At 60.0% G+C, this 25,887-nt stretch carries 21 protein-coding genes; 8 read left to right on the forward strand and 13 right to left on the reverse strand.

Annotation, left to right across the window (positions count from 1 at the left end; all coding sequences use genetic code 11):
• Positions 1-149: 149 nt before the first annotated feature.
• On the reverse strand, positions 150-1,397 hold the full coding sequence (locus H097_RS13985; protein ID WP_032860430.1) for a hypothetical protein: 1,248 nt from the start codon (positions 1,395-1,397) through the stop codon (positions 150-152).
• Positions 1,398-1,658: 261 nt separating this feature from the next.
• Here H097_RS13985 and H097_RS13990 point away from each other — a divergent pair, with 261 nt between their 5' ends.
• The 5 genes from H097_RS13990 (at position 1,659) to H097_RS14010 (ending at position 6,807) form a co-directional block, all read left to right on the forward strand.
• Positions 1,659-2,678: a LacI family DNA-binding transcriptional regulator gene (locus tag H097_RS13990; protein ID WP_032860432.1), complete on the forward strand. Its 1,020-nt coding sequence runs from the start codon at positions 1,659-1,661 to the stop codon at positions 2,676-2,678.
• 74 nt (positions 2,679-2,752) lie between these two features.
• A complete protein-coding gene (locus tag H097_RS13995) occupies positions 2,753-3,535 on the forward strand; it encodes a TIM barrel protein (protein WP_032860433.1) in 783 nt (260 codons plus the stop codon).
• Positions 3,528-4,472 carry a sugar kinase gene (locus H097_RS14000; protein ID WP_032860435.1) on the forward strand — a complete coding sequence of 315 codons (945 nt, stop codon included), beginning with the start codon at positions 3,528-3,530 and terminating at the stop codon, positions 4,470-4,472. Before H097_RS13995 ends, H097_RS14000 begins: the two co-directional genes overlap by 8 nt.
• A gap of 59 nt (positions 4,473-4,531) precedes the next feature.
• The gene (locus tag H097_RS14005; protein WP_032860437.1) at positions 4,532-5,830 is read left to right on the forward strand and encodes an MFS transporter; all 1,299 of its coding nucleotides are present in this window, start codon (positions 4,532-4,534) and stop codon (positions 5,828-5,830) included.
• Positions 5,830-6,807, forward strand: a complete 978-nt coding sequence (locus H097_RS14010) for a D-glycerate dehydrogenase (protein ID WP_032860439.1) — start codon at positions 5,830-5,832, stop codon at positions 6,805-6,807. Before H097_RS14005 ends, H097_RS14010 begins: the two co-directional genes overlap by 1 nt.
• Before the next feature lie 123 nt (positions 6,808-6,930).
• Here the strand turns inward: H097_RS14010 and H097_RS14015 are convergent, their stop codons facing one another.
• The 4 genes from H097_RS14015 to H097_RS14030 are packed head-to-tail and all read right to left on the reverse strand — an operon-like array spanning position 6,931 to position 10,720.
• Positions 6,931-8,010, reverse strand: coding sequence for a polyamine ABC transporter substrate-binding protein (locus H097_RS14015; RefSeq protein ID WP_032860441.1), 1,080 nt, complete (start codon positions 8,008-8,010; stop codon positions 6,931-6,933).
• Positions 8,011-8,070: 60 nt separating this feature from the next.
• Complete coding sequence (locus H097_RS14020) at positions 8,071-8,412, reverse strand: cupin domain-containing protein (RefSeq protein WP_032860443.1); 342 nt, start codon at positions 8,410-8,412, stop codon at positions 8,071-8,073.
• A 27-nt stretch (positions 8,413-8,439) separates the two neighbouring features.
• Positions 8,440-9,846, reverse strand: a complete 1,407-nt coding sequence (locus tag H097_RS14025; RefSeq protein ID WP_032860444.1) for an FAD-binding oxidoreductase — start codon at positions 9,844-9,846, stop codon at positions 8,440-8,442.
• A 49-nt stretch (positions 9,847-9,895) separates the two neighbouring features.
• Positions 9,896-10,720, reverse strand: coding sequence for a helix-turn-helix domain-containing protein (locus H097_RS14030; RefSeq protein WP_032860445.1), 825 nt, complete (start codon positions 10,718-10,720; stop codon positions 9,896-9,898).
• A 257-nt stretch (positions 10,721-10,977) separates the two neighbouring features.
• On the opposite strand from H097_RS14030, the gene H097_RS14035 reads away from it, so the two are divergent.
• Positions 10,978-11,250, forward strand: coding sequence for a DUF1652 domain-containing protein (locus tag H097_RS14035; RefSeq protein ID WP_032860446.1), 273 nt, complete (start codon positions 10,978-10,980; stop codon positions 11,248-11,250).
• 105 nt (positions 11,251-11,355) lie between these two features.
• Here the strand turns inward: H097_RS14035 and H097_RS14040 are convergent, their stop codons facing one another.
• Positions 11,356-13,836 (reverse strand): UvrD-helicase domain-containing protein, encoded by a 2,481-nt coding sequence (locus H097_RS14040; RefSeq protein WP_032860447.1) that lies wholly within the window; start codon positions 13,834-13,836, stop codon positions 11,356-11,358.
• A gap of 227 nt (positions 13,837-14,063) precedes the next feature.
• On the opposite strand from H097_RS14040, the gene H097_RS14045 reads away from it, so the two are divergent.
• Complete coding sequence (locus H097_RS14045) at positions 14,064-14,759, forward strand: pirin family protein (protein ID WP_032860448.1); 696 nt, start codon at positions 14,064-14,066, stop codon at positions 14,757-14,759.
• 112 nt (positions 14,760-14,871) lie between these two features.
• On the opposite strand, the gene pgm is transcribed toward H097_RS14045, so the two are convergent.
• The 4 genes from pgm to H097_RS14065 form a co-directional block, all read right to left on the reverse strand.
• Positions 14,872-16,518, reverse strand: a complete 1,647-nt coding sequence (gene pgm, locus H097_RS14050; RefSeq protein ID WP_032860449.1) for a phosphoglucomutase (alpha-D-glucose-1,6-bisphosphate-dependent) — start codon at positions 16,516-16,518, stop codon at positions 14,872-14,874.
• Between the two features lie 114 nt (positions 16,519-16,632).
• Positions 16,633-18,033 (reverse strand): PLP-dependent aminotransferase family protein, encoded by a 1,401-nt coding sequence (locus H097_RS14055; protein ID WP_032860450.1) that lies wholly within the window; start codon positions 18,031-18,033, stop codon positions 16,633-16,635.
• 43 nt (positions 18,034-18,076) lie between these two features.
• Complete coding sequence (locus H097_RS14060) at positions 18,077-19,486, reverse strand: hypothetical protein (protein WP_050593359.1); 1,410 nt, start codon at positions 19,484-19,486, stop codon at positions 18,077-18,079.
• Between the two features lie 702 nt (positions 19,487-20,188).
• Complete coding sequence (locus tag H097_RS14065; RefSeq protein ID WP_032860451.1) at positions 20,189-21,211, reverse strand: zinc-dependent alcohol dehydrogenase family protein; 1,023 nt, start codon at positions 21,209-21,211, stop codon at positions 20,189-20,191.
• A gap of 247 nt (positions 21,212-21,458) precedes the next feature.
• On the opposite strand from H097_RS14065, the gene H097_RS14070 reads away from it, so the two are divergent.
• Complete coding sequence (locus tag H097_RS14070; protein ID WP_032860452.1) at positions 21,459-22,373, forward strand: LysR substrate-binding domain-containing protein; 915 nt, start codon at positions 21,459-21,461, stop codon at positions 22,371-22,373.
• Between the two features lie 142 nt (positions 22,374-22,515).
• Here the strand turns inward: H097_RS14070 and H097_RS14075 are convergent, their stop codons facing one another.
• From H097_RS14075 to H097_RS14085, 3 genes are all read right to left on the reverse strand, one after another.
• Entirely contained in the window at positions 22,516-23,802 is a 1,287-nt protein-coding gene (locus H097_RS14075; protein ID WP_032860453.1) for a type II toxin-antitoxin system HipA family toxin, read from the reverse strand.
• Positions 23,795-24,112, reverse strand: a complete 318-nt coding sequence (locus H097_RS14080) for a helix-turn-helix transcriptional regulator (RefSeq protein ID WP_032860454.1) — start codon at positions 24,110-24,112, stop codon at positions 23,795-23,797. The genes H097_RS14075 and H097_RS14080 overlap by 8 nt, the downstream gene beginning before the upstream one ends.
• A gap of 345 nt (positions 24,113-24,457) precedes the next feature.
• On the reverse strand, positions 24,458-25,876 hold the full coding sequence (locus tag H097_RS14085; protein WP_032860455.1) for an aldehyde dehydrogenase family protein: 1,419 nt from the start codon (positions 25,874-25,876) through the stop codon (positions 24,458-24,460).
• Positions 25,877-25,887 lie beyond the last annotated feature (11 nt).

The raw sequence follows: 25,887 nt of genomic DNA on the forward strand, positions 1-25,887 counted from the left end.
CTTGAGTGATTGCCGGATGACTGAAATCGCAGCAACACTCTCTCCAGCCGTATGACGTGCGGCCAAACAAAACAACGGTGGTATTACTCGTCAGACGTTCAATGAAACGTACGGGGTGTTCCAACACTCATGACACGAAGCCCTCTGAATCAGGGCTCAGGGCCATTACCATCAGTCCAGCAATAAATGGGGTTGGGCGGTGGTGGCGAGGTCGGTACCACGCGATCGAACGGCACATACCGGGAAGAAGATCGACCGATGATCACGCCGCCCCTGGACACCGTGTAGCTCGCCTCCCCTCCTGCGTTGTTTTTCAAGGGCCGGATCAAGCGCTCGACATCAAGGATCCAAAAAGCGTAGCCCGTCGCATCGGCGACACCATTCCAATAATGAGTGAGGGTTTCCACGATATTGGGATCTGGATTGACATCCGGGTACAGGCCATAGCCCTGGAACCGCAGGGTAATCAGGTCTCCATCATGTATGTCCGCGTGAGGGGCGATGAACACCTCGACCCCGAACCAGATCGGTGGCTGGGTGCTGCACGTCATGTACCGGTTGGGGTGCGACTCCGACTGCGGGAACGTAGGCCGAGGGTAGCGGGCCGGTGGCAGGTCGGCTTGCAACCGCGCTCGCGCCACCTGTGAAAACAGTGGGTTGACGTTGCCGGCCTGGTCTTTCAGGCGATAGAAGCAAAAGATCCAGAGAGCCCCCGGGAAGCTACGGAAGACGTCGCTGGGAACCTCAACGAATAGGCGGCCGGTGGCACTGGCCAAGGGCGGTGAAACCAGGGTTGGGGCGCCCGTTGGCAAGATATTCATGTCCGAGAAATACATCAGCACCTGGTCACCGACCTCACGCCCCAGATAGCCTCCGGGAATCTCCATGGGCACCAGAGGATTGGCAATCAGGTAGGCCTCCGTAAGCGGGTCGATGGGGAAGATCGCCGGTGGCAGCAATGCGCCGCCGCCGGGGGCATCCCGGTCGATCCTGATCGTCACCACCTCGGACTCATCGAAACTGGGGCTATCGGGCGTGCCGTTATGAATGCGAAACCTCAGATCAACGATTGCACTGTTCAGCATAAAAGCCTGAGGGATATGCACGAGGAAGGGAAAATCGGCAGGCGTCATCGGATTGGGCAGCAAAATGGGTGGCGCTTCGGCGGGACGCGCTCCGCGAACATTCCACTCAAGCACGAGGTATTGGTTCCTGCCTGGGGTCGGTAGAAATGCCCAGGGGCTCGGAATTTCGACCCTCAGGTCGCTGAAGTAAAATTGCGCGGGCACCAACCCGTCGGGCAAGGCGTCAATCACATTGGGCGCGGTAATTGCCAGCGTGCCCCCAGGGCCCTGGGGAGCATTCGTGTTCGACTTGCCAGCATTGCGGGTGCTCATCGAAACCTCCTATGACTACGCGCCGGCATATGGTTTGCGCACCATGCTGCAGGCTCTGTTGGGGTAATTGAACACCTCCTTCAACCTACCGGATACTGTCAGAACTAACAGGTAGGCTCGCCGCTCGTCGGTTTCAGCAGCTTGGTTTTGCGGTTGAATCAACAAAGATTTTCTTGACGACACGCGCTTGCTGGTGTCTCCTGAAACCGGTTTCAATCCAACCTTTACTGTGCACTCAATTCCAATAAGAAAGGCCCAGCCGTGACTTCATTTTCCGCCGCCCAGCGCAGCCGCGTGACCATGCTTGACGTCGCCGAGCGCGCCGGGGTTTCCAAGGCCAGCGTTTCACGTTTTATCGGCGACGACCGCGCCCTACTGTCCGATGCCATCGCCTTGCGTATCGAGCAGGCCATCGAAGAGCTGGGCTACCGCCCCAACCAGATGGCCCGGGGCCTGAAACGGGGCCGCACTCGTCTGATCGGCATGCTGGTGGCCGATATCCGCAACCCCTATTCGATTGCCGTGATGCATGGCGTGGAAACCGCCTGCCGCCAACACGGCTACAACCTGGTGGTGTGCAACACCGACCGCGATGACGAGCAGGAGCGCCAGCATCTGGCAGCACTGCGTGCCTATAACATCGAAGGTTTGATCGTAAACACCCTTGGTCATCACCTTGAACAACTGCTGGAGCTACAGAGGGAGATGCCTCTGGTGCTGGTGGACCGCAAGGTCGACGCGTTGCACAGCGACCTGGTAGGCCTGGATAACCCGCTGGCCGTACGCATGGCGCTGGAGCACCTGGAGCAGCAGGGCTACCGGGATATATTGCTGATCAGCGAAGCGGCCGATGGCACCAGTTCGCGTGTCGAGCGCCTGCACAGTTTCCAGAGTCAGATCAGCCGACGCAAAAAACTGCGTGGCAGCGTGCTGGAAATCACCCCTGATTTGAACGCCCACCTGCAGGCGTTTCTTGGCATGTCGCCTGCAGGTCCGAAAGCCTTGTTTTGTGCCAACGGCATTGCCGCGCTGGCGTGCACCAAGGCCTTGCGCGAGTTGGGTTGCCGGTTATTCGAGGACGTCGGCCTGATTGCCCTGGATGACCTGGATTGGTACCCGCTGGTGGGCAGCGGCATTACCGCCCTGGCCCAACCGACTCAAGCGATTGGCGCCAGTGCCTTTGAGTGTCTGCTCAAGCGCTTGCGCGGCGATACCTCGCCGACTCGCTCTCTGGACTTTGCTCCGCAACTCATAACACGTGGTTCAACCCAGCCCTTGTAGGAGCCAGCAAGTCGGCATCTATAAAGGGGATGTTTTTTATCTGCAAATGAAACCGGTTTCAGAGATCAATAACAATGCATAGATACCCCGTTTCCATCAGCCTTTCCAGCTACGGCTCCGACTTGGTTCGCCAACGTGGCCAATTGAGTTTCGTCGAGTTGTTGGCCGCTGCCGGCGCCAGGCGCATTGAATGGCGTGAAGAACTGCTCACCACCGAACAGCCTGCGGAACTGGCCCAGGCAGCAGCAGCCCAGGGCCTGGAATGCGTGTTTTCCTCCCCCCTGGAGTTGTGGATCGCCGGGCGTGCGCAAGCCAATAGCGAACTGGCCGCCACCCTCGACCGGGCCCAGGCGTTCGGTGCGCGCTGGCTGAAGGTTTCCCTCGGCTACTTCACCGACACCAACGACCTGCACAGCCTCAGCGCCCTGCTCAACCGCCACCCGGTGCGCTTGCTGGTGGAGAACGACCAGACCCTGCATGGCGGGCGCATCGAGCCGCTGCAACGCTTCTTCGATGAGGCAGAACGCCTGGCCGTCCCCGTGAAAATGACCTTCGATATTGGCAACTGGCACTGGCAGGACCAATCCGCCCACACCGCCGCGCGCTTGCTCGGCCGGCATGTCGATTACCTGCACTGCAAGGCCGTCGCCCGCCGTGCCGATGGCAAGCTGATCGCCCTGCCGCCCGGCGCCGCCGACCTGCACCTGTGGGAACAATTGCTGCAGCTGATGCCCCAAGGTATCAGCCGCGCAGTGGAGTTCCCGCTGCAAGGCGCAGACCTGGTGCAAGTCACAACCTTGCAGGTCGCCGCCCTCGCCTGCCTTGGCCAACCCCGCATGGAGAACGCCCATGTCTGAGATCGATATCCTCTCGTTCGGTGAAACCATGGCGATGTTTGTCGCCGAGCAAACCGGCGACCTGGCCCACGTTGGCCAGTTTCAAAAACGCATCGCCGGTGCTGACAGCAACGTAGCGATTGGCTTGTCGCGCCTGGGCTTCAACGTGGCCTGGCTGAGCCGCGTGGGCGATGACTCATTGGGCCGTTTTGTGGTCCAGAGCCTGGAGCGCGAAGGCCTGGATTGCCAGCATGTGGCGGTCGACCCTGCGCACCCCACCGGCTTTCAGCTCAAGTCCCGGGAAGAGACCGGCGACGATCCAACCGTCGAGTATTTTCGCCGCGGGTCAGCAGCCAGTCACTTGTCCAGCGCCATGATCACGCCTGGGCTGCTGCAAGCACGGCACCTGCACGCCACCGGGATTGTGCCGGCGCTGTCGGACACCAGCGCCGAACTGTCGCGCCAGTTGATGACGCAGATGCGCGCGGCAGGCCGCAGTGTGTCCTTCGACCCGAACCTGCGCCCGTCGCTATGGCCCAGCGAGCAAAAAATGATTCGCGAAATCAATGCCCTGGCCTGCCTCGCGCATTGGGTATTGCCGGGCTTGAGCGAAGGCCGGCTGCTGACCGGCTTCGAAGACCCCGAGGATATTGCCGCCTTCTACCTCGACCAGGGCGTGGAAGCCGTGGCGATCAAACTCGGCCCCCACGGCGCCTACTACCGCAGCCATCTGGACCAAGGGTTCATCGCCGCCGTGCCGGTGGCCAAGGTGGTGGACACCGTAGGCGCCGGTGATGGTTTTGCCGTGGGCATGATCAGTGCCCTCCTCGAAAACCTCAGCTTTGCCCAGGCGGTGCAGCGCGCCAACTGGATCGGCAGCCGCGCGGTACAGAGTCGCGGCGATATGGAAGGCCTGCCCTTGCGCGCTGACCTGCCCGCCCTGCAAAAGGCCGGCTGACCCCCGGCGTTACACCCGTTACCTGTTGCCACAACTACAACAAGCTCAGGAGCAACCCCATGAACAACCTGAAACTCGCCACCCGCCGTTGGTGGTACATCATGCCCATCGTGTTCATCACCTACAGCCTGGCGTACCTGGACCGCGCCAACTACGGCTTCGCCGCCGCCTCCGGGATGGCCGAGGACCTGATGATCACTCCGGGCATGTCCTCGCTGCTCGGCGCACTGTTCTTCCTCGGCTACTTTTTCTTCCAGGTGCCGGGGGCGATCTATGCCCAGCGCCGCAGTGTGAAGAAGCTGATTTTCGTCAGCCTGATCCTGTGGGGCGGCCTGGCCACCCTCACCGGCGTGGTCTCCAACGCCTATATGCTGATCGCCATCCGCTTCCTGCTTGGGGTGGTCGAGGCCGCCGTGATGCCGGCGATGCTGGTGTACCTGTGCCACTGGTTCACCCGTGCCGAACGCTCGCGGGCCAACACTTTCCTGATCCTCGGTAACCCGGTGACCATGCTGTGGATGTCGGTGGTGTCCGGCTACCTGGTGCAGCATTACAGCTGGCGCTGGATGTTTATCATCGAAGGCCTGCCCGCGGTGTTCTGGGCCTTTATCTGGTGGCGCCTGGCCGATGAGCGCCCAGCAGATGCCAAGTGGCTGAACGCCGCGGAGAAACACGATCTGGAAACCGCCCTCGCCGCCGAGCAGGTGGGGCTCAAGGCGGTGAAGAACTATGCCGAAGCCTTCCGCTCCCCCCAGGTGATCATCCTCGCACTGCAATTCTTTTGCTGGAGCATTGGCGTGTACGGCTTTGTGCTGTGGTTGCCGTCGATCCTCAAGGCCGGCCTGCAGATGGATATGATCGAAGCCGGCTGGTTGTCGGCGCTGCCTTACCTCGCCGCGGTGATCGGCATGCTGCTGGTGTCCTGGGGCTCGGACAAGCTGCAAAAGCGCAAACGTTTCGTGTGGCCGCCGTTGTTGATCGCCTCCGTGGCGTTTTATGGCTCCTACCTGCTGGGCGCCGAACATTTCTGGTGGTCCTACACCTTGCTGGTGATTGCCGGGGCCTGCATGTATGCGCCTTATGGGCCATTTTTCGCCATCGTCCCGGAAATTCTCCCGGCCAACGTTGCCGGAGGCGCCATGGCATTGATCAACAGCATGGGCGCACTGGGTTCGTTTGGCGGTTCGTACCTGGTGGGTTACCTCAACAGCAGCACCGGCTCGCCGGGTGCGTCCTACCTGCTGATGAGCGGCGCGTTGCTGCTGTCGGTGGTGCTGACGATTTTTCTCAAGACCGGGGCCCGTGAAGCGTCCCCGGCAACACCGTTGCACTCCCTGGATTTGAAGGTCAGAACCTGATGAAAAAGCATGTCGTGCTGTACAAGAAACTCTCCGCGCCGCTGATGGCCCGCTTGCATGAAGCGGCCGAGGTAACGCTGATTGAAAGCCTCGACCCCACGGGCCTGGCACAGCTGCGTGATGCCTTGCCCCGCGCCCACGGCTTGCTGGGCGCAAGCTTGCGCCTGGATGCACAACTGCTGGACCTGGCACCCCGCCTGGAAGCGGTGGCCAGCGTTTCGGTGGGGGTCGACAACTACGACATCGACTACCTGACCCAGCGCGGCATCCTGCTCAGCAACACCCCGGATGTACTCACCGAAACCACCGCCGACACCGGTTTTGCGCTGATCCTCGCCACCGCCCGACGCGTGGTGGAGCTGGCAAATATGGTGCGCGCCGGCAACTGGAACCAGAATATCGGCCCGCTGCACTTTGGCTGCGATGTGCATGGCAAGACCCTGGGCATCATCGGCATGGGCCGGATCGGCGAAGCACTGGCACAGCGTGGGCATTTTGGCTTTGGCATGCCGGTGATCTACCACAGCCACTCGCCCAAGCCAGCGGTAGAGCAGCGTTTTGGCGCCGAATATCGCAGCTTGCGGGACTTGCTGCAGCAAGCCGACTTTGTCTGCCTGACGTTGCCGCTGACGGCCGAGACTCAAGGTTTGATCGGCGCCGAGGAATTTGCGCAGATGGGGCAGGAGACGATTTTCATCAATATTTCACGGGGCAAAGTGGTCGATGAAGCCGCGCTGATCGAGGCCCTGCAACAGCGCACAATTCGCGCTGCGGGGCTGGATGTGTTTGAACGTGAGCCGTTGAATCATGATTCGCCGCTGATGCGCTTGAGCAATGTGGTGGCAACGCCGCATATTGGTTCTGCGACCCATGAAACCCGTGAAGCGATGGCGCGGTGTGCGGTGGATAATCTACTGGCGGCACTGGCCGGCGAACGCCCAAAAAACCTGGTCAATCCCACCGCCTGGACACCCTGATTCTGAAAGAGCGGATTCTGCTTTCTGTAGGAGCGAGAACTAGGCGTCCCCCTCGCTCCTACAAAAAAGCCTTAACTGACTGGCATTAGGGCTTGCTCGCTCCCACGGGTAAGTGTTCAGCCTCTAGCGCCCGGTGCGGATCGTGTTCCAGATCCGCGTGCGGATACGGTCGATCTTCATCGGCATGGCTTCGAGGGCGAATAGCTTGCCCATCATTTCTGCGCTTGGGTACACCTTGGTGTCGCTCTTGATCACCGGGTCCACCAGGCTGTCGGCAGCACTGTTGCCGTTGGCGTAGTGCACGAAGTTGGTGATGTCGGCCATCACATCCGGGCGCAGCAGGTAGTTCATGAAGGCGTAGCCGGCCTTTTCATCCGGGGCGTCGGCGGGCATGGCCACCATGTCGAACCAGATGGCAGCGCCTTCCTTGGGGATGTTGTAGCCGATCTTCACGCCATTCTTGGCTTCCTTGGCACGGCTTTCGGCCTGCAACACGTCCCCCGAGAAACCCACCGCCACGCAGATGTCGCCGTTGGCCAGGTCGCCGGTGTATTTCGAGGAGTGGAAGTAGGCAATGTATGGCCGTACTTTGATCAGCAATGCTTCGGCTTTTTTGTAGTCTTCGGGGTTCTTGCTGTGGTGCGGCAAGCCCAGGTAATTCAGGGCGATGGGCAGCAGTTCCGGGCCGTTGTCGAGGATTGCCACCCCGCACGTGCTGAGTTTTTCCATGTACTCGGGCTTGAAGATCAAGTCCCAGGAATTGACCGGGGCATCGTCGCCCAACACCGCCTTGACCTTGTCGATGTTGTAACCGATGCCGGTGCTGCCCCACAGGTACGGGAACCCGTGCTCATTGCCCGGATCGTTGGTTTCCAGGGCCTTGAGCAGCACCGGGTTGAGATTCTTCCAGTTGGGCAACTGGCTCTTGTCGAGCTTTTTCAGCGCCCCGCCCTGGATCTGCCGGGCCATGAAGTGGTTGGACGGGAAGACCACGTCGTACCCCGAATTGCCGGTCATCAACTTGCCGTCCAGGGTCTCGTTGCTGTCGTACACGTCATAGCTGAAACCGATCCCGGTTTCCTTCTGGAAGTTCTTGGTGGTGTCTGGCGCAATGTAGCTCGACCAGTTGTAGATTTTCACCGTTTCGGCGGCCTGGGTCAGGGAAGCCACCAACATCAAGGGCAACAGGGCAATGGGTCTCATGGTTCGATTTCCTGGCGGTTATAGGGCTGTTTTTATGGCAGGCGATCAAGGATCAGAAGGTTAGAGAATCAACACATAGGTCTTGCGTACGGTCTCCTGGATATCCCAGATTCCCGTGCTGTTGGCCGGCAGCATCAGTGCGTCGCCGGCTTCGATATGCAGGGTTTCGCCGTCATCGGGGGTGAAGGTGCAGCGCCCCTGGATAAAGTGGCAGAACTCCTGCGCCACGATCTGGCGCCGCCAACGGCCTGGGGTGCACTCCCAGATGCCGGTCTCGACGCCATCGCTGCGTTCCACGCTGAGGGTGGAGACCACGGCAACCGGGGTGCCTAGTGGTACGGCGACCGGGCTTGAGTCCGGCAAGTGGCGGTTCAGGGTGTCTTTGAACTGGGTAATGCTCATGGTCATACCTGTGGTGATTGAAACGACTTAGTGCATGAAACCTTCCATGAAACCGGCAACCCCGCTGGCCAGCTTGCGCCGCCAGGGCGCGGTGTTCGGGTCGGCCAGGGTCTGGTCTTCATGGACAAAACTGCGAATGATCGCGTTGTAGCCCAGCCAACGGCACGGCTCCGGCTCCCAGGCCCTGAGAGCATTCAGGCCGCCTTCACGCAGCACCCAGGGCTGCTCGACCAGCGATGTGGCGCGCCCCAGGATCAGATCGGCCAGGGTGCGCCCGCCAAGGTTGCTGGCGCCTACGCCCTCCCCGCCATAACCACCGGACAAGGCAATGCCGTTTTGCTGATCGCACAGCATGTGCGGCCGAAAGCGCCGCGACATGCCAAGGTTGCCGCCCCAGGAGTGGGTCACGCGCACATGCTTGAGTTGCGGGAACAACTCGCAGAACAGATAGCGGCGCAGCTCCACTTCGCTGTCGGTGAGGTCGAAGTTGTGGCGCAGCTTGCCGGCAAACTGATAGCCGCCACGGGCCCCGAAGACCAGGCGATTGTCGGCGGTGCGCTGGCCGTAGGTGACCTGGCGACTGCTTTCACCAAACGCCTGGCCCTGGTCCAGGCCGATTTCCTCCCAGGTACTGGCAGGCAGCGGTTCAGTCGCCACGATCAGGCTCTGCACCGGCAGTTGATAGCGGCCCAGAGGCTTGAGCGTCGGCGCATAGCCCTCTACTGCCGGCACCACCCACGAGGCCCGGACCCGGGCCTTGTCGGTACGCAGGCTGCCCGACTGCCAATGGGTGACCGGGCTGTTCTCGTAGATAGCCACGCCCATGGACTCGACCACCCGCGCCAACCCGCGCACCAGCTTGGCCGGATGGATCGTCGCGACATGCGGCGTGTACACCGCGCCATAGGCCGAGGCGATGCGGATCTGCCCGGCCAGTTGCTCGGGGCTGAGCCAGCGGTAATCCTCTTCGGTCAAGCCTTGGGCATGAAGCTTGGCCAAGTAGTCGCGCAGGCTGGCTTGTTGCTCGGGGTAGCGGGCGGCACAGTGCAGCGCCCCACCCTTGCGGTAATCGCAGTCGATGCCTTCGCGCGCCAGCACCTGGCCGACCTCATCGGGAATGCCGTGCAGCAGGTCAAACGAGGCCCGGCGCTGCTCGGCAGGTAAACCTGCAAGCAAGCGGTCTTCGCCCAGCAGGTTGCCCATCAGCCAGCCACCGTTGCGCCCGGAAGCGCCAAAGCCAGCGGTCTGCGCCTCGATGATTGCGACCTTCAACTGCGGCGCATGGCGCTTGAGGTAATAGGCGGTCCACAGCCCGGTATAGCCGGCGCCAATAATGGCCACATCGACATCCAGGTCCTGGCCGAGGGACGGACGCGCCTCCAGTGGCTCTTGCAACTGGTCCATCCATAAACTGATCTTGCGCCATGCCTGCATGCCAAAACTCCACCACCCAACGTCGATGGCGTGATCCTAGTGCCTGGCTTCAGCCGTCGTCTTGCGCGCGTGCACGCAGGGAAATTTGTTTGACGTAGGCCTTGGGCGACAAACCCGTGTGCTGGCGAAAACAGCTGTAAAAGGCCGATAGCGAGTTGAAGCCGGCGGCAAACGCCAGTTCATCGATACGGATTGGCGGCGTGACGCCATCCAGTGCTGCCAGCAAATGCTGCAGGCGGGCCTGGTTGACGTAGCGGTAGAAGCTCTGCCCCAGCACCTGGTTGAGCAGGTAGGAAATCTGGTTGCGACTGTAGCCACATTCCTTGGCCACCCGTTGCAGGTCCAGTTCGGGGTCGAGATAGGGTTGCTGGCGCTGGAAGTACTGCTGCAAATCGTTGGCCAGGTAACTCAGTTGCTGTGGCGACAGGCCCAGGCGGCTGACGGTCGGCCGCGTGGCCTGGGACGAGGAACGGCTGGTGGCGGGCTCATGGACCAGGGACGCATATTCGTTGACGCGCCAGATCAGCCCGTCGCGCACGGTGATCGCCTCGCTGGTGCGAAACGACACCAGGCCCTGGCCGCCGCGCAGCGTCACACGATACTGGATGAACGCGGTATCGCCGTCGGTACGGATGCGATCGGTGTGTTCAATGGCCTCGTCGGGGTCCCGGGGCATGCTGGCTTGCAGATACTCACGCAACTGGTCGAAGCACACCACGCGGTTCTGGAAGAAGTCGTGATACTGGATATCCGGGTGGTAGTGCGCCATGACCCCGTCCAGGTCCCGGCGCTTCCAGCACAGGTGATGGTGTAACACCACCTCGGCAGTCGCTTGCGTCTGTTGCGGGCTATCGGCCAGGACGGTCTGTGGCATACAACACTCGCAAACGGCTAAAGCCTGGAGCTTGCACAACTTTACCGACGGCTTCAATGGCAAAATGACAGTTTTAAGTAATGGCCTTTTGCTTAAGCATTTGTAAGACATGACCCACGTCATACTTCTTGTAAGGAACTGCCGAACGGACAGCAAAAAACCCGGTGCCAATTGCGACTGAGTGCTATTTTTTAGGCTTCACGGTCAGGACCATTGATGGACCTGACGCCCTTGCCGCGAGCTAAAGGAAGCGCTCAATGAACAAGGTGGGCAACATGAATAAAGTGACATTCCCCAATGCATGCCAACTGATGCGCTGGCATTTTCACCCGGTTGGCTTTGAAGGCAGTATGGACGCGCCTGGCAGCATGATCGCGCGATTGTTTGACCGAGAGAGTGGCGAAACCCTCATCGCCATCGCCGGCATCCCCTGTGCCACGGTGATGAACGCCACGGAGGTGGAACTGATTATCGAGGCGATCGAGGCTGAGCTGGATTCGTTTGTGCCGCCGCAGTTGCTGCAGGCCTGACAGATACCCTTGTAGGAGCCGGCTTGCCGGCGAAGAGTCCGAGAGCAACGCGGGGCATCAGGTACCCCGCGTTATCGTTGACGACTTTCCCAGGCAAACCAGCGCCTACAATGGGCCTTGCTTCAATGCCGGGGTACCCCGGCGATCATCAAAGAACGCCTTGCCCCCCGCCACCCGGTCCGACGCCCTCGGCGCATTCGTACCTTGGCCGTCCTGCCCTTCGACATACCAGTAGCAATGACTCACCGCCCGGGTAATCCCGACATAGGCCAGGCGCAGCACTTCGTCTTTTTGCGCATTGTCGTAGGGTTCGGTATCACCGTCCTTGCCAAGCCCGGCCATGCGGTACACCTGGTTCTTGTAGGGCGAGCGGGTCAGGTGCTGGCAATCGCCCAGCAAAAATACGGCGTCCGCCTGCAGCCCCTTGGCGCTGTGGTAGGTCAGTTGCTTGAGGCGGCGCATACCGGACGGCAAGCTAGAATCCAGATTAACTACAGACTCAATATGCTGCTGAATCAATAGCTTATCGATACTTTTTCGATACAACATTAATACCGATTCGCCCCGTTGATAGTGCGCCAGCAACTGCTGCGCCAGGGCTGCGTCGTCCCGGTCAAGCACCTGTACCGGCACCAGGGCCCTGGTTGCACCGCAGGCCTTGGCTTTCTTGCCGCTGATCGCCGGGGCGGCTTTAACGATATGTTCCGCTGCATCAATGATGTGCTGGTGGCTACGAAAGTTCTCCCCCAGCATCACCCGGGTGGTGGTCGGGGACGGGAACTCCTTGGTGAACTCCATGAAGTACTTGGGCGAACTGCCGCGCCAACCATAGATCGACTGCCAGTCATCCCCCACACATAACAGCGAGGAGTGCTGGGCACCGCGCCCCACATGCATCGCCGGCCCGCGACGACGAATCTCGCACAGGCTGGCGCGGATCCACGACACAATCTGCGGCGAGACATCCTGGAACTCGTCAATCATCAAGTGCGACAGCGGGCGCAAGAGTCCGTCGCTGAGCAGCTTGAGGTTTTCCGGGGTGTTCTCGCCAAACAGCGAAAACATGCGGTTGTAGGTCATGACCGGCGGCGACTGATCGAGCAGGTGATCCTCCAGGGCCTTCCAGAAAATACCCAGGGCCTCGAAGAAGCCGTGATCCGGGTCATCCTTGGCAAAGCTCATTTGGCCGACTGCGGTGGGTACGTCCAGGCCGAGGTTCTCGATAAAACCGGCTGCAGTGACAAAACAGTCGAGCAACGGTGCCGAAGCCAATTCGCCCTTGACCTTGTAATCAAACCCCGGGCCTGAAGAGGCATCACCGGCCAGACTGCTCAGAAGGCGTTTGGACGACTCGTAGTTATCCAGCCAGATCAATGGTTTGCGGCAGAATGCTTGAAATAGCGTACGCTTGACCGCCCATTCGGCCCGGACCGACAGCTTGGCACCGGGGCGTGCGATCTGCGGGTTTTCCCTGGAATCGAAGCCCAGCACCACCCACGCATCCAGTTCGGCGCTGTAGCCATGGCAGTGGAACGACGCGCCATTGATTTCAACGCTCTGGCGGTTCGGCTCGATCCCCTTGATCGGCCACGCGCCGGCGCGGAACCACAGGTCCTCGATCACATCACACAGTTCTTCGTCACGCTTGGCCGCCAACTCGGTGACCGCCACGCGTTTTTGCACATCCGGGTGGTCGCGCTCCAGCTCCTTGAGCTGCAAGGCGTGGCGTGCCATTGGCGCAATCAGCTCACGAAAGCGCGTATGCCGGCCGTAGAGCCCGTGATAACAGGCATTGAGTTGCTGGCGCTGGGCATCATTGATGCGCAAGTCAAAGGGGTTGCTGTCGGCCTCGTCATCGTAGAGGCCGCTGTGCAGGTTTTCGAAGGCCTGCAATCGCTCGAAGCCCGGCAGGCTACGCACCATGGGCAGGATCCGTGAGTGGAAGGTCCGCACCACGGCCTGGGCCTCTTTCAATGCAAGGGGTTGGCCCCACAGACTGAGAATCTCCATGAGCTTGCTGATGAAGTCCTTGCGCGACTCACGGGTGAAGGTCACCACGGTCATGGAACTCAGCTCAAAGCCCAGGTAATGGGTCAACAACAGGATCCGCAGGACCAAGGACGTGGACTTGCCGGCCCCGGCACCGGCAATCACCGAGGTTGACGGGGTGTCACTGAAGATCATCTTCCACTGGGCCGCGCTGGGTTGCGCATGAGCTGGCAACAGGCGCGCTACATCAGCCTTGATGCGCTTTTTCAGCTCCGGGGTCAGTGGCAAGCGCCAATCGTCGAACAGGCTATCATCCACGCCAGGCGCGCGGTGCTCATCGCTGCGAAAGTCACGAATCAACAGGACCTGGCGCCCTTCCTCGATGCCATCACGCTTACCTTCCTGGTAGCCATACTCCACGCCTGCCTCGTGCCCGCTGCGAAAGCCATCCGCCTGGCCATGCAACCACGAAAAACGATGCTGGGCCCGCAGGCGCGTCAAGCCGTGGCCAAACAGCCGGGCAGCCAGGCGCTTGAACAGCGGCATTTGCGCCAGGGGGCGCAGTTCGGGGGGCAGATCAGGGGTGTGTTGCGGCACGCGGACTCCTGCGAGGACTTGAGCGAACAGAGGCCCTATGGTCGCTGGAATCTCCCGACAGTTCCAGCCAATTGCTTTGGCTTCATGCAGTTAGGCGATGAAGTGAAGCTGGGGTCTAGTTCTGGCGCTGGAAAAACAATCGAATAACCCGATAAGAATCAGGCATTTTTTACGCTTTTTATCGATTATGCCTCGGCGGATGATAAGCCCATCAACAGGAGACGATCATGCTTGAACTTCGACCTTTTACTTCCCTGGGCGGTGCCAATCACGGTTGGCTGGATGCCCATCATCACTTTTCATTCGCCGAGTACCACGACCCACAGCGTATGCACTGGGGCAACCTGCGGGTATGGAACGACGACATCATCGCGCCGGGCACTGGTTTCCCGCAGCATCCACACCGGGACATGGAAATCATCACCTATGTGCGTGAGGGTGCCATCAGCCATGCCGATAACCTGGGCAACAAGGGCCGTACCGAGGCTGGCGACGTACAGGTGATGAGTGCCGGCACCGGGATTGCCCATAGCGAATACAACCTGGAGGCCACGGCGACCAAGATTTTCCAGATCTGGATCATTCCCAATGAAGCGGGCTTGCCTCCTTCCTGGGGCGCCAAGCCTTTTCCCAAGGGCGACCGCGAAGGGTTTGTGACCTTGGCCAGCGGCAAACAGGGTGACAATGAAAGCCTGCGCATCCGTGCCGATGCACGCCTGGTGGCGGCCAACTTGAAGGCCGGGGAAAGTGCCGAGTATCACTTGGATGCAGGACGCCGGGCGTACCTGGTGCCGGCGACCGGGGTGATTGAGGTCAATGGCTTGCAGGCACAGGCGCGCGATGGTGTTGCGGTGCAGGATGAGCGCGTACTGCGGGTGACCGCGATCGAAGACAGCGAAGTGGTGCTGGTGGACCTGGCCTGATCTCAAGCCAGACTCAAAAACCAAGCGGGCTTGCTCGCGATAGCGGTGGGTCAGTCACAGTAATATCGACTGATCCACCGCCATCGCGAGCAAGCCCGCTCCCACATGGGTGTCAGTTAGGGGTGATCGCACCATCCACCAACACCTGCGCCTCTTCCACCAGGCGCTTGAGGTGATCTTCGCCAATAAAGCTCTCGGCATAGATCTTGTAGATATCCTCGGTGCCCGACGGCCGCGCCGCAAACCAGCCGTTTTCAGTCATGACTTTCAACCCGCCAATCGCCTGGTCGTTACCCGGCGCATGGCTGAGGATCTGCTGGATGCTTTCCCCGGCCAATTGCGTGGACGTGACCTGCTCCGGCGCCAACTTGCCCAGCAGCGCTTTCTGCGCCGGCGTGGCCTTGGCATCCACACGAATGGCGAAGGGTTCGCCCAGGGCGTCAGTCAGGCCACGGTAGATCTGGCTCGGGTCCTGGCCTTTGCGCGAGGTCATTTCCGCGGCCAGCAAAGCCGGGATCAAGCCGTCCTTGTCAGTGCTCCACACGCTGCCGTCCTTGCGCAGGAACGAAGCCCCCGCGCTTTCTTCGCCGCCAAAGCCCAGGGAGCCTTCGAACAGCCCATCCGCAAACCATTTGAAGCCCACCGGCACTTCGTACAGGCGCCGGCCGATGCGCGCGGCCACGCGGTCGATCAAGCCACTGCTGACCACGGTTTTACCCACGGCGGCATCAGCACGCCACTGGGGACGGTTCTGGAACAGGTAGTCGATGGACACGGCCAGGTAGTTGTTTGGCGCCAACAGCCCGCCAGAGGGGGTAACGATGCCGTGGCGGTCGTGGTCCGGATCGCAAGCGAACGCAACATCGAAGCGTTCCTTGAGCCCGATCAAGCCTTGCATCGCATAGCTGGAGGACGGGTCCATGCGAATCTGTCCGTCCCAGTCCACGCTCATGAAGCGGAAGGTCGGGTCGACCTCAGTGTTCACCACTTCCAGGTTCAAACGGTAATGCTCGGCGATAGCCGACCAGTAGCGCACCCCTGCTCCACCCAATGGATCCACGCCCAGGCGCAAGTCGGCGCTGCGGATGGCGTCCATGTCGATGACATTGACCAGGTCGGCCACGTAGGTATTGAGGTAGTCGTGGCGGTGGGTGGTGTCAGCTTTCAGTGCCTGGGCGTGAGTAATGCGCTTGACTCCGGCCAGCTTGGCCGCCAAAAGCTCGTTGGCCTTGGCTTCGATCCATTTGGTGACATGGGTATCGGCCGGGCCGCCGTTGGGCGGGTTGTATTTATAACCGCCGCTCTGGGGCGGGTTATGGGACGGGGTGATGACAATGCCATCGGCCAACCCGCTGGTACGGCCACGGTTGTAGCAGAGGATGGCGTGGGAAATCGCCGGGGTCGGTGTGTATTCATCGCCTTCGGCGAGCATCACATGCACGCCGTTGGCCGCCAGCACTTCCAGGGCGCTGGCGCCCGCCGGCGTGGACAGTGCATGGGTGTCGAGGCCGACAAACAGCGGGCCATTGATGCCTTGCGCTTCGCGGTACAGGCAGATGGCCTGGCTGATGGCCAATACGTGCCATTCATTGAAGCTCAAGTCAAAAGAGCTGCCACGGTGCCCGGAGGTACCAAAAGCCACGCGTTGAGTGGAGATTGCTGCATCGGGCTGGCCGGTGTAATAGGCCGTCACCAGTCGCGGGATGTCCACCAGCAATTGAGCTGGCGCCGGTTTGCCCGCAAAAGGACTGAGAGTCATGCAAAAACCTCTGAAAAGAAGGATTCGGAAAAAGAATACAGTTTACTGGGAGTTCGACCGCCAAGCGACGGTATCTATCCCACATCAACCCGCGATATTTCCCACGCGGCCTATTCATCCGTTCTGCCCTTGCTTGAGTGCCCGTGCCAACTCCTCCAGCACCAGGTCCAGGCTGTGATGGCTGCTGACCACATGACTCAGGCGAAAGTGCTGCTGGTACAGGCCGCTTACGCTGAACAATTCGCCAGGGGCAATCACTACTTGGCGCGCCAGCATGGTCTGGAATACCCGGCGCATATCGACGGCCTCAGTCGAGCGCAACCAGTGGGTAGCGCCTGCCTGCGGCGCGCGGTATGTCACACGCTCGCCCAAATGCTCGACCAGACGCGCCTGCATCGCTGCCGTGTGCCCCTTGAGCAGGCTGCGCAAGGCCTGCAAATGCTGGTCAAGGCGGCCATTGTGGTACAGCCGGGCAATCGCCCGCTGGCGAATCGACGACAAACGAAACGCACGCAACAGGAATTGACGCTGCAGCTGCGTGCTCAGGTGCCGCGAGAGCAGATAACCGTAGGGCGCTTCCGGGCCCATAACTTTTTCGAAGGTGGAAAACACCATCAGTCGGTCAGGATTCACCCAATCGCGCAAGTAGCAGGAACGGGCCTCGAATTCCAACCCGCCCTGGATGTCATTCTCCAACAGCCAGCAGGCATGTTGCTCCAGCAACCCTGCCACCTGCACCTGATCCGCCAGGGACATGGCTTTGCCCGTGGGCAGACCCGGGGTCGAGGACAGCAATGCCAACTGCACGTTCTCGGCACGCAGTTGCTGTTCCAGATAGGCCAGGTCAAGCCCGTCCTGCTCGTTGCACGGCCACTCAATCACCCGCACTCCGGCGTCTTGCAGCAGGCGCAGGATCAACCAGTCACACGGCGACTCCACCAACACCGCCGCACCTTTGAGTGCCAGCACCTCGATCAGGATGGCCAGCACTCCCCGCAGATCAGCGCCGACATAGACATCATCCGCCTGCCAGCAACGTGTCGGCGATTGGGTATAACGTGCCGCCAGCGCCGCACGCAGCTCCCAGATACCACACGGCTGGGAATAGGGCTGCAACTGGCGCGGGTACTGGCGCACCAGTTCACGTTCCAATTGCAGCAAAGGGCCGTCCAGGGACAGCAGTTGCGCCGGCTCATCGGCGCTGAGTACTAACATCCCCGGCCTGCGCGCCCCGACATACAGGCGTTCGAGCAAATCCCCTGCGGTGCAGCACGGCGTATTGAGGGCAATGGGCAAGGCGTAATAGCCGGACTTGGCCACCGAATACACCCTGCCCTCCTTTTCCAGCAGCGAGTAGGCGTATTGAATAGTGGAAATCGATACATTCAAACGCTCTGCCAAGTGCCGCAAGGACGGTAGTTTGACCCTGGCCTCTGTGCCCACTTCGTTGATCAGATTGATCATGTAGCGATAGACAGCCTGATAGGCGAAGTCTGTCTGTTTATCCCTCCTCATGACGGTTTCTGCCCGATCCATGGCTGCCGTAGCGCAACCACCCTCAGTGCCCTGGCACGCCGTGCGGCCCCGTGGCCGGATCCTCGCTGTTGATACAAGCGGCATTGGCCGCGGCATTGGCGTGGTACAGGTGCTGCAAAAGCGTGAGGGGTAAACCGCTGGCGTCAACAATCCAATGCTGAATCAACTCTGCCGACGGCTTGCCCTCCAGGGCTTTGTGCAGCTCGGGCAGCGCCACCAGCATGCCGGGATGACAGCGACGCAAGAAGGCTTCCAGGCGTTGCCCTTGCTGGATAAAGGGTGAAAACAACAGGCATACCAGCTGGCTTTCTTCCAGGCCAAAGAACTCGCGAGCGTAGGTCGCCGCCAGCACGCGTCCATCCCTGGTCCCGGCCTGGGCAATCAGCAATTCGGGGATTTTTTTACGACGCATAAAGCCGATGGCTTGTTCGATAAACCGCGTGACACCCTGTTGATAGTCAAGACCCTGTAGCACTTGTGCATGCAGGCCATGCAGGTGGGCCATCAGAAACGGGTTGGCGTAGGCCGGGGTGCTGAACTGAAAGGCAAACTCATCTTGCTTGTAACCCATAAAATCGTTGAGTAATGCCGTAGAGTCCTGCTCCCCACCGCGCAACAGGTCGGCCGCGCCGATGTAGGCCAGGTGTCGATGCACTTCCTTGGAGGAGGCATCCTGTGCCGCGTAATGTTCACCATAGACATCGCGATAATAGCCCGCGCTGCAATCATCCATGTGGGTGAACAGAGCGTTGAGCGCCAGTGGCCGTCCGAAGGGACCTTTCATGCCCGCAGCACGGGTGGTCCTGGCCAGCCATGCCAGGTATTGATTCTGCTTACGCGGCGAATCACTGCTGACCAGGGCATGCACCCCACCGTCCCATGCAGTGATGCGGCGATAAAAATCCCCCAGGGACAAGTAGCCGTCGTTGCACAAACTGGCGCGGATATCCCCCGAATTCATATGCCCGACCATCAACAGGTTACGGCGGCCAACATCCTGAGCCACCGTGGAAGACGGGCGTAAGTGGTTGAAGGGCATAACTTCCTGGTTTTCCACCATCAATAACTCGACCCTGGGGTCGTCATGGAAAAACAACGCGCTGTAGCCCCGATGAATGCTGTCCAGCGCCGCTTGCGTCATCCCTGTATGGCGCAGGGTAGCGACACGCAATTGAAAACTCCTCGGCGCACGCCCGGCGATGGTCAATTGGGCGGCACGCAATAAAGCCAGTGCGTAACTGCTGCCTTTGCCGCCCCCATGGGCGACCAGTATTTTATAGTCGCCGATTTGCTCGATGCCCCCAGCCGCCACAATCAACCGCTGAATCAATAACTGAAGTGCGGTGCGCTCCGCCCGTGAGAAGTGGCCCTGCAACCGTTGCAACACTTGCTGGTAAACATAGTTCATGGCTTGTTCGTGAATAGCGCTCATAGCTTTACTACCTGAGGTTAACTGTCAGTCCCGGGCAAGCAGTTAGGCGTGCCTGCACGAGCTGCTGTTTACTTAAAGTTGGCGCCTGTTGCGATTAAGGCTGATAGCTAAATGTTAGCACCACACAACAAAACGCCAGTTGGAACATCCCGACGAAGACGCCATCACCGGCTGAAGAAAGCCCTTACGCTGGCCTTCTGGCAGGCCTAGGATCCGTCTTACAACTTCCTACCAACCTTTAACTCAAACATTAAAGAAGGATCCGACATATATAGCGCGGGGAAGAGTCTGGATTTAGTTCGCGCGCACTTAAAGGCTCTCTCTACAGACCTATGTCCTTGGGTCGGTATACAAGACGACTTGTTAGTTACAGCGAGCCGATGTTTTGATTTGTTTTCTGCAATCATTGCTCAGTCCTTGAGATGAAAGTGACCGGGCAATTATCAGCGCTTGCTTGATGATTAGAAGATACAGACTCGGCGCAAAAACCAGTGCAGTTTGGTGAGCCGGCATGTACAGCAGTGCCCATGTAAAACGCCGCTGCTCTGGGATTCAGGGCAGCGGCGGTATCAAAGGCAGGTTTTGCGGGGACAAAATCCCGGCAGAAGAATCAGCAAGGGACGTAGATCCTGTCCTTCTAAATGGCGTATTTGCCCCATGGCAAGCACAGCCGGAATGTCCGTTTACGAACATTCCCACAGATCAAACAGCTTCAACCTGCAAAGCCACCCGCTCGCGGCACGGGCATTCGTCCATGTAACGATGGGCATCGACAAACTCGCTGAACGGAAATACCCGCGTCTTGAGCGGTACCAGCACACCGTCTGCAGTCAGTTGGTTGATATCACGCAGGGCCCGTTGCAACGCTGCCTGATCCTGGATAATGCCCAGTTCCGGCTTGCCAGTGAAATTACCGATACAGTGCACAAAGAACTGAATGTTCTTCTGGAACGCGGCGCAGGCCGGGAAAGGTGTCTGGTTGCCGCCTTGCAGGCCATACAGCACCAAGCTGCCCCGTGGCGCGAGAACATCGCCCAACAGCGACATCTGCGGGCCGCCGAGGCCGTCGAACACCACATCCACACCGCGGTTATCGGTGAACTTGTTGATCTGCATCAGCAAGTCCTGCTCTTCGGTGACGATGACTTTTTCGGCGCCCAGGGACAGCAGATATTCGCGCTCCTCTGGCGACTTGGTGGCAGCGATCACCCGCACCCCCAGGGCCTTGCCCAATTGCACAAACGAAGGCCCGGCACAATGGCTGGCATCCGTAACCAAGGCAAACTGCCCGGGCTTGACCCGCGCCAGGTCGATGTAGGCAAAGTAGGCAATCAACAGCGGCGTGTAATGCACGCTCGCGTCCACCGGGCTCAAGATATCCGGATAACGGGTCAGGGCCGAACGGGGCAGGACAATCAGCTCGCCATACACTGGGTAATCATTGGGGCTCTCGGCTGGGAAGCTGGCGACCTTGTCACCCACCGCCAGGTCGTCAACACCCTCGCCCACCGCCACGACTACGCCAGCCATTTCATGGCCAAGGCCCGAAGGCAAGCGAGCATGGGAAGACGCCAGGTTCTGCCGCCAGAGAATGTCGTACCAGCTGATGCCAATCGCTTCGACACGCACCTGCACTTCGCCCGGTGCGGGCAACGTGGCTTCATGCTCTTCGCACTTGAGCACCTCGGCCGGACCAAACTTGTGAAAACGGATCGTGCGGGACATCGCAAACCTCGCCAAAGTAACCTCTAATGCCATGAACTTTATCTGGGCTTTCGGGGCAAGGCCACCGGTCGCCATTAATAGTCGTCATGTCTGTCATTGATTCCACCGCCTAGGAAAATATCCTAGGCAGCGTAGGAAAACTGAATTAGCCGGTGCAGAGTACCAGCCTTTCCCCGTAAGATTCATGCCGGCCATTGTTGTCATGTGGCCGCTCACGTCAAGTTTGCTGAATCTGCCAGGACACAAGATGAACCGTAACGACCTGCGTCGTGTCGACCTGAACCTGTTGATCGTGTTCGAAACCTTGATGCATGAGCGCAGTGTGACCCGTGCCGCCGAGAAATTGTTCCTCGGCCAGCCGGCCATCAGCGCTGCCTTGTCACGCCTGCGCGGGCTGTTCGATGACCCGCTGTTCGTGCGTACCGGGCGCAGCATGGAGCCCTCGGCCCGGGCGGTGGAGATCTTCGCCCTGCTCTCGCCGGCCCTGGACTCGATTTCCACCGCCGTCAGCCGCGCCGCCGAATTCGATCCGGCCACCAGCACCGCCGTGTTTCGCATTGGCCTGTCGGACGATGTCGAGTTTGCCTTGCTGCCGCAACTGCTCAAACGCCTGCGCGCCGAAGCACCGGGTATCGTGCTGGTAATCCGTCGCGTCAATTACATCCTGATGCCGGGCCTGCTGGCCTCCGGGGAAATCTCCATCGGTGTCAGCTACACCACCGACCTGCCGGCCAACGCCAAGCGCAAGGTCCTGCGCCGCAGCCTGCCCAAACTGCTACGCGCCGACAGCGTGCCTGGCGCATTGAGCCTGGACGACTTCTGCGCCCGCCCCCACGCCCTGGTCTCCTTCGCCGGTGACCTGAGTGGGTTCATTGATGAAGAGTTGGAAAAGCTCGACCGCAAGCGCCATGTGGTCCTGGCGGTTCCGCAGTTCAACGGCCTGGGTACCTTGCTGGCCGGCACCGACATCCTGGCGACCGTGCCGGACTACACCGCCGAAGCCCTGACCGCTGCTGGCGGCTTGCGCGCCGAAGACCCGCCGTTGCCGGTACGCAGTTTTGAACTGCACATGGCGTGGCGCGGCTCCCAGGATAACGATCCGGGTGAGCGCTGGTTGCGGTCGCGGATTCAGATGTTTTTTGGGGACCCTGAGAGTCTTTAGGCGTTGTCGGATAGGCTGTTTATCTGATCATTTTTGCCTTTCCACAAACCATGGAGCTCCATTCATTTCCAGTGGATTGCTACATTGGGGGCATATCTGAGGGCATGCTTTGATAAGGAGAGTCGCCCGCTCCTCCCAATCTTCAACGGCGACCGCTGCCCGCATGACCGTGGTGTAACCGGGCTACGTTCTGATCGATGCGGTCTTGGATCGTTCGCAAGGTGTCTCGAGTAATAACCTGCGGGTATAGGTTCTCGGCGATGCTTGCAAATCGGCTCGCCACATCGCAAATGCCGTCAATCATTCTACCGGCAACGTCCGGGGGCACCTCGGCTTCCTCGGCAAGCCGAAGCATTTGCGTGCGGGAAATCGATAGGGCTTCTCCCATCACATCCATCTGGTGATATCCACCTGGCCCCTCGCAGAAGGTCACATCGTAAGCCGGGGACAGTTGCCACTGGCCGTCTTGCGACATGATGTAGGCAAAGTTTTTGGAGTGATCGTCTCGGTTGTTGAACGCAACATTGAAGACAGCACGTTCGAAGGCCACCGCCATCTCTCGCACGTCGTTGGTGCACATCTGTGTTGCCCGCAAGAAGTTGACGTAGTCCAACACCCCCGGAGACCGGTAATTCGCCCCCGTAAAGGCCGCGAGGCTTTGCATGGGTACGCGCATACCATCCCGACGGTCAAATCGCTTACTAGCAAACGCAGCCAACCCATTAGGCAGACTGAAGTACTGCGTGTCAGGGGTGTTGATGCCGCACATGCGCAGGCACTCGGCGTAGACCATTTCGATAGCGCACACCTCGGCATGCTCTTCTTTCGCCGGGAACTTGACCAACCAAGCTTCAAAGCCTGCCGTAACGGCAGTGGTAAAACGGCCAGTTTCGGGGTCGCGATAGACGAGGGCCTTAGGCCTTGCACCTTGAGGCGAGCCACCCACCAGCAGCAACGTCTGCAGGAACTCACCACCGTCTCCATGGAGCACTTCCTGCACTTGGACAGCAAGCTGTTCCAGCGGGATGTGGACTTCAGACTCCTGCCCTTCGGGCGCCACGGGCTCAAACGTCATGGCACCCATTGCATTGCTACCGATGTAGGCCAGCCGTTCCAGTGAGCCGATGCGCGCCGTGGTGAGCCCGCGGCGCCTGAACATACGGTCCATCAGCAACATGCCCCACCCATCCGGCAACGCATCGTAAACAGGCCCTGGTAAGTACAGTTGGTGGTCTGGAAAATCTTGGCGCAACTTAGCCCCCTCCAGCGGCAGCGTGTAGGAGGACAGTTCCAAGCCCCGTTGCCTGGCTTCATTGCTGTACTCGAACACGATCAGCGGGCGACCGGTCAGGGCAGTTGTGGAGACCAGCGTGCCCCATTGCCATCGTTCACCCCAGCCCTCGTAGAAGACGTTCACCTGCTCAAGCATTGCCGGACTTCCTCTTTGTACGGAGGCGATTGGCGCTGTTTTCGTAGCGTCGAATATCCTCGATGCTGTCCAGCTTTGGCAGGAACAGGCCTTCAAGTTCCTTGATTCGACCAAGAGCAATCGCCACACGGACGACGTTCTCGAATCCGACATTGCGCCCTGCTTCAAGGTTGGACACTGTGTTTGTGCCGATGCCGGCACGTCCGGCCAAGTCGGCTTGCGTCATGTCCAGCGCCAAGCGCTCTGTACGCAGGCGATCGCAGAGGCGCTTGACGACCTCACTCGGCTTGCTGAAGCTTAAATCCAACATAGTGTGCACCAAACCAATTCCGTGCCAGTTAATCCACAAAATTATAGAATTAACGACCAACCCTATCAAGTAACTTAACTCACAGAACCTGTGGCTTATCGAATAATTTCCAGCTATAACCACAATATAATGGATTTACCTACCATAAAAGCCAAAAAAATGAGAACTATTGGCGCCGTTAAGAGCCGTATTCTGGGTTAAGGCTGACTTGCGCCCGAGCCCAGTTAGCGTTGGGTGGGAAAATGGGGCACGCTAGAAATTTCGAGACCTGAAATCGCCGTACTAGAGCCCACTCAAAATGTTCTTTGGGGATCCAGAGAGTCTCTGAAAAACCGGCTGAAACCGCTAATACCCAAACAGCGACTTGCTCTCCAGATACTCGTCAAACCCGTACTCGCCCCACTCACGACCGTTGCCCGACTGCTTGTAGCCGCCAAACGGCGCGGCCTGGTCGGCACGGGCACCATTGAGGTGGACCATGCCGGTACGCAGTTGACGGGCAACCTGGCGGCTGCGTTCAAGACTGGCCGAGGTGACGTAGCCAGACAGGCCATAGGGGCTGTCGTTGGCGATGGCTATCGCCTCGGTTTCGCTGTCATACGGGATGATCGCCAAGACCGGGCCGAAGATTTCTTCGCGCGCCACCAGCATGTCCGGTGTGACATCGGCAAATACAGTCGGTCGCACGTAGTAACCACGCTCAATACCTTCAGGACGCCCTGCTCCCCCAGCAGCCAACTGCGAACCTTCGGCGATGGCCTGGGCGATCAAGGCCTGGACCCGAGCGAACTGCATGCCGTTGGCGACAGGGCCGATAGCCATGAGCGGGTTGCTGTCGTCGTAACACACCTGCGCGAGCACTTGCCGGGCGATCTCGATCACCGCCGGTTGCTGTGCACGCGGCACCAACAGGCGTGTCGGCGCGTTGCATGACTGGCCACTGTTGCGCATGCAGCCCAGCACCCCATGACGCACCGCGCTGGGCAGGCAGGCATCGTCGAGCAGGATATTCGCGGATTTGCCGCCCAGTTCCTGGGACACACGCTTGACTGTCTCCGCCGCCGCCTTGGCCACCGCGACGCCCGCGCGGGTGGAACCAGTGAAAGACACCATGTCCACCTCGGCATGGCTTGCCAGCGCGGCGCCCACCCCGGGGCCGTCGCCGTTGACCAGGTTGAACACACCCTTGGGCACCCCGGCCTCATGCAGCACCTGGGCAATGATTCGGGCCGACAACGGCGCACGCTCACTGGGTTTGAGCACAACGGTGCAACCCACCGCCAGCGCTGGCGCGAGCTTGCAGGTGAGTTGGTTGAGCGGCCAGTTCCAGGGCGTGATCAGGGCGCACACGCCGATGGGCTCGCGCACCACCAGCGTATTACCCAGGCGTCGTTCGAAGCGGTACTCGCGTAGCACCTCCAACGCCTGTGTCAGGTGGCCCAGGCCTGCCGGCACATGGGCACTGCGGGCCAGGGACAGCGGTGCGCCCATCTCCAGGTGCACCGCTTCAATCAACGCCTCGCTGTGGTGTTTGTAGGCTTGGATAATGCGTTGCAGCAGTTCGATGCGTGCCTCCAGAGAACTCGCCGCGAACCCCGCAAACGCTTGCCTGGCCGCGCTGACCGCACGGTCCACGTCATGGCTATCGCCAAGGATAATGCGCCCGACAACCTGCTCGGTAGAGGGGTTTACCACGGTTTCGACGGTTGTACCGTGGGGCTGGACCCAGGCACCGTCAATATAGAACTCAAACAGGTCCGACATGCTTTGGACTC

It is taken from the genome of Pseudomonas sp. FH4 (assembly GCF_000510915.2).
Classification (GTDB): Bacteria; Pseudomonadota; Gammaproteobacteria; order Pseudomonadales; family Pseudomonadaceae; genus Aquipseudomonas; species Aquipseudomonas brenneri.

Coding starts and splice junctions, on each gene's coding strand:
- H097_RS14080 (WP_032860454.1), bottom strand. CDS start 24,112: ATGTTGGATTTAAGCTTCAGCAAGCCGAGTGAGGTCGTCAAGCGCCTC.
- H097_RS14010 (WP_032860439.1), top strand. CDS start 5,830: ATGAAAAAGCATGTCGTGCTGTACAAGAAACTCTCCGCGCCGCTGATG.
- H097_RS14025 (WP_032860444.1), bottom strand. CDS start 9,846: ATGCAGGCATGGCGCAAGATCAGTTTATGGATGGACCAGTTGCAAGAG.
- pgm (WP_032860449.1), bottom strand. CDS start 16,518: ATGACTCTCAGTCCTTTTGCGGGCAAACCGGCGCCAGCTCAATTGCTG.
- H097_RS14055 (WP_032860450.1), bottom strand. CDS start 18,033: ATGAGGAGGGATAAACAGACAGACTTCGCCTATCAGGCTGTCTATCGC.
- H097_RS14020 (WP_032860443.1), bottom strand. CDS start 8,412: ATGAGCATTACCCAGTTCAAAGACACCCTGAACCGCCACTTGCCGGAC.
- H097_RS14065 (WP_032860451.1), bottom strand. CDS start 21,211: ATGTCCCGCACGATCCGTTTTCACAAGTTTGGTCCGGCCGAGGTGCTC.
- H097_RS14030 (WP_032860445.1), bottom strand. CDS start 10,720: ATGCCACAGACCGTCCTGGCCGATAGCCCGCAACAGACGCAAGCGACT.
- H097_RS14060 (WP_050593359.1), bottom strand. CDS start 19,486: ATGAGCGCTATTCACGAACAAGCCATGAACTATGTTTACCAGCAAGTG.
- H097_RS14075 (WP_032860453.1), bottom strand. CDS start 23,802: ATGCTTGAGCAGGTGAACGTCTTCTACGAGGGCTGGGGTGAACGATGG.
- H097_RS14045 (WP_032860448.1), top strand. CDS start 14,064: ATGCTTGAACTTCGACCTTTTACTTCCCTGGGCGGTGCCAATCACGGT.
- H097_RS14000 (WP_032860435.1), top strand. CDS start 3,528: ATGTCTGAGATCGATATCCTCTCGTTCGGTGAAACCATGGCGATGTTT.
- H097_RS14035 (WP_032860446.1), top strand. CDS start 10,978: ATGAACAAGGTGGGCAACATGAATAAAGTGACATTCCCCAATGCATGC.
- H097_RS13995 (WP_032860433.1), top strand. CDS start 2,753: ATGCATAGATACCCCGTTTCCATCAGCCTTTCCAGCTACGGCTCCGAC.
- H097_RS14070 (WP_032860452.1), top strand. CDS start 21,459: ATGAACCGTAACGACCTGCGTCGTGTCGACCTGAACCTGTTGATCGTG.
- H097_RS14015 (WP_032860441.1), bottom strand. CDS start 8,010: ATGAGACCCATTGCCCTGTTGCCCTTGATGTTGGTGGCTTCCCTGACC.
- H097_RS14085 (WP_032860455.1), bottom strand. CDS start 25,876: ATGTCGGACCTGTTTGAGTTCTATATTGACGGTGCCTGGGTCCAGCCC.
- H097_RS14005 (WP_032860437.1), top strand. CDS start 4,532: ATGAACAACCTGAAACTCGCCACCCGCCGTTGGTGGTACATCATGCCC.
- H097_RS13985 (WP_032860430.1), bottom strand. CDS start 1,397: ATGAGCACCCGCAATGCTGGCAAGTCGAACACGAATGCTCCCCAGGGC.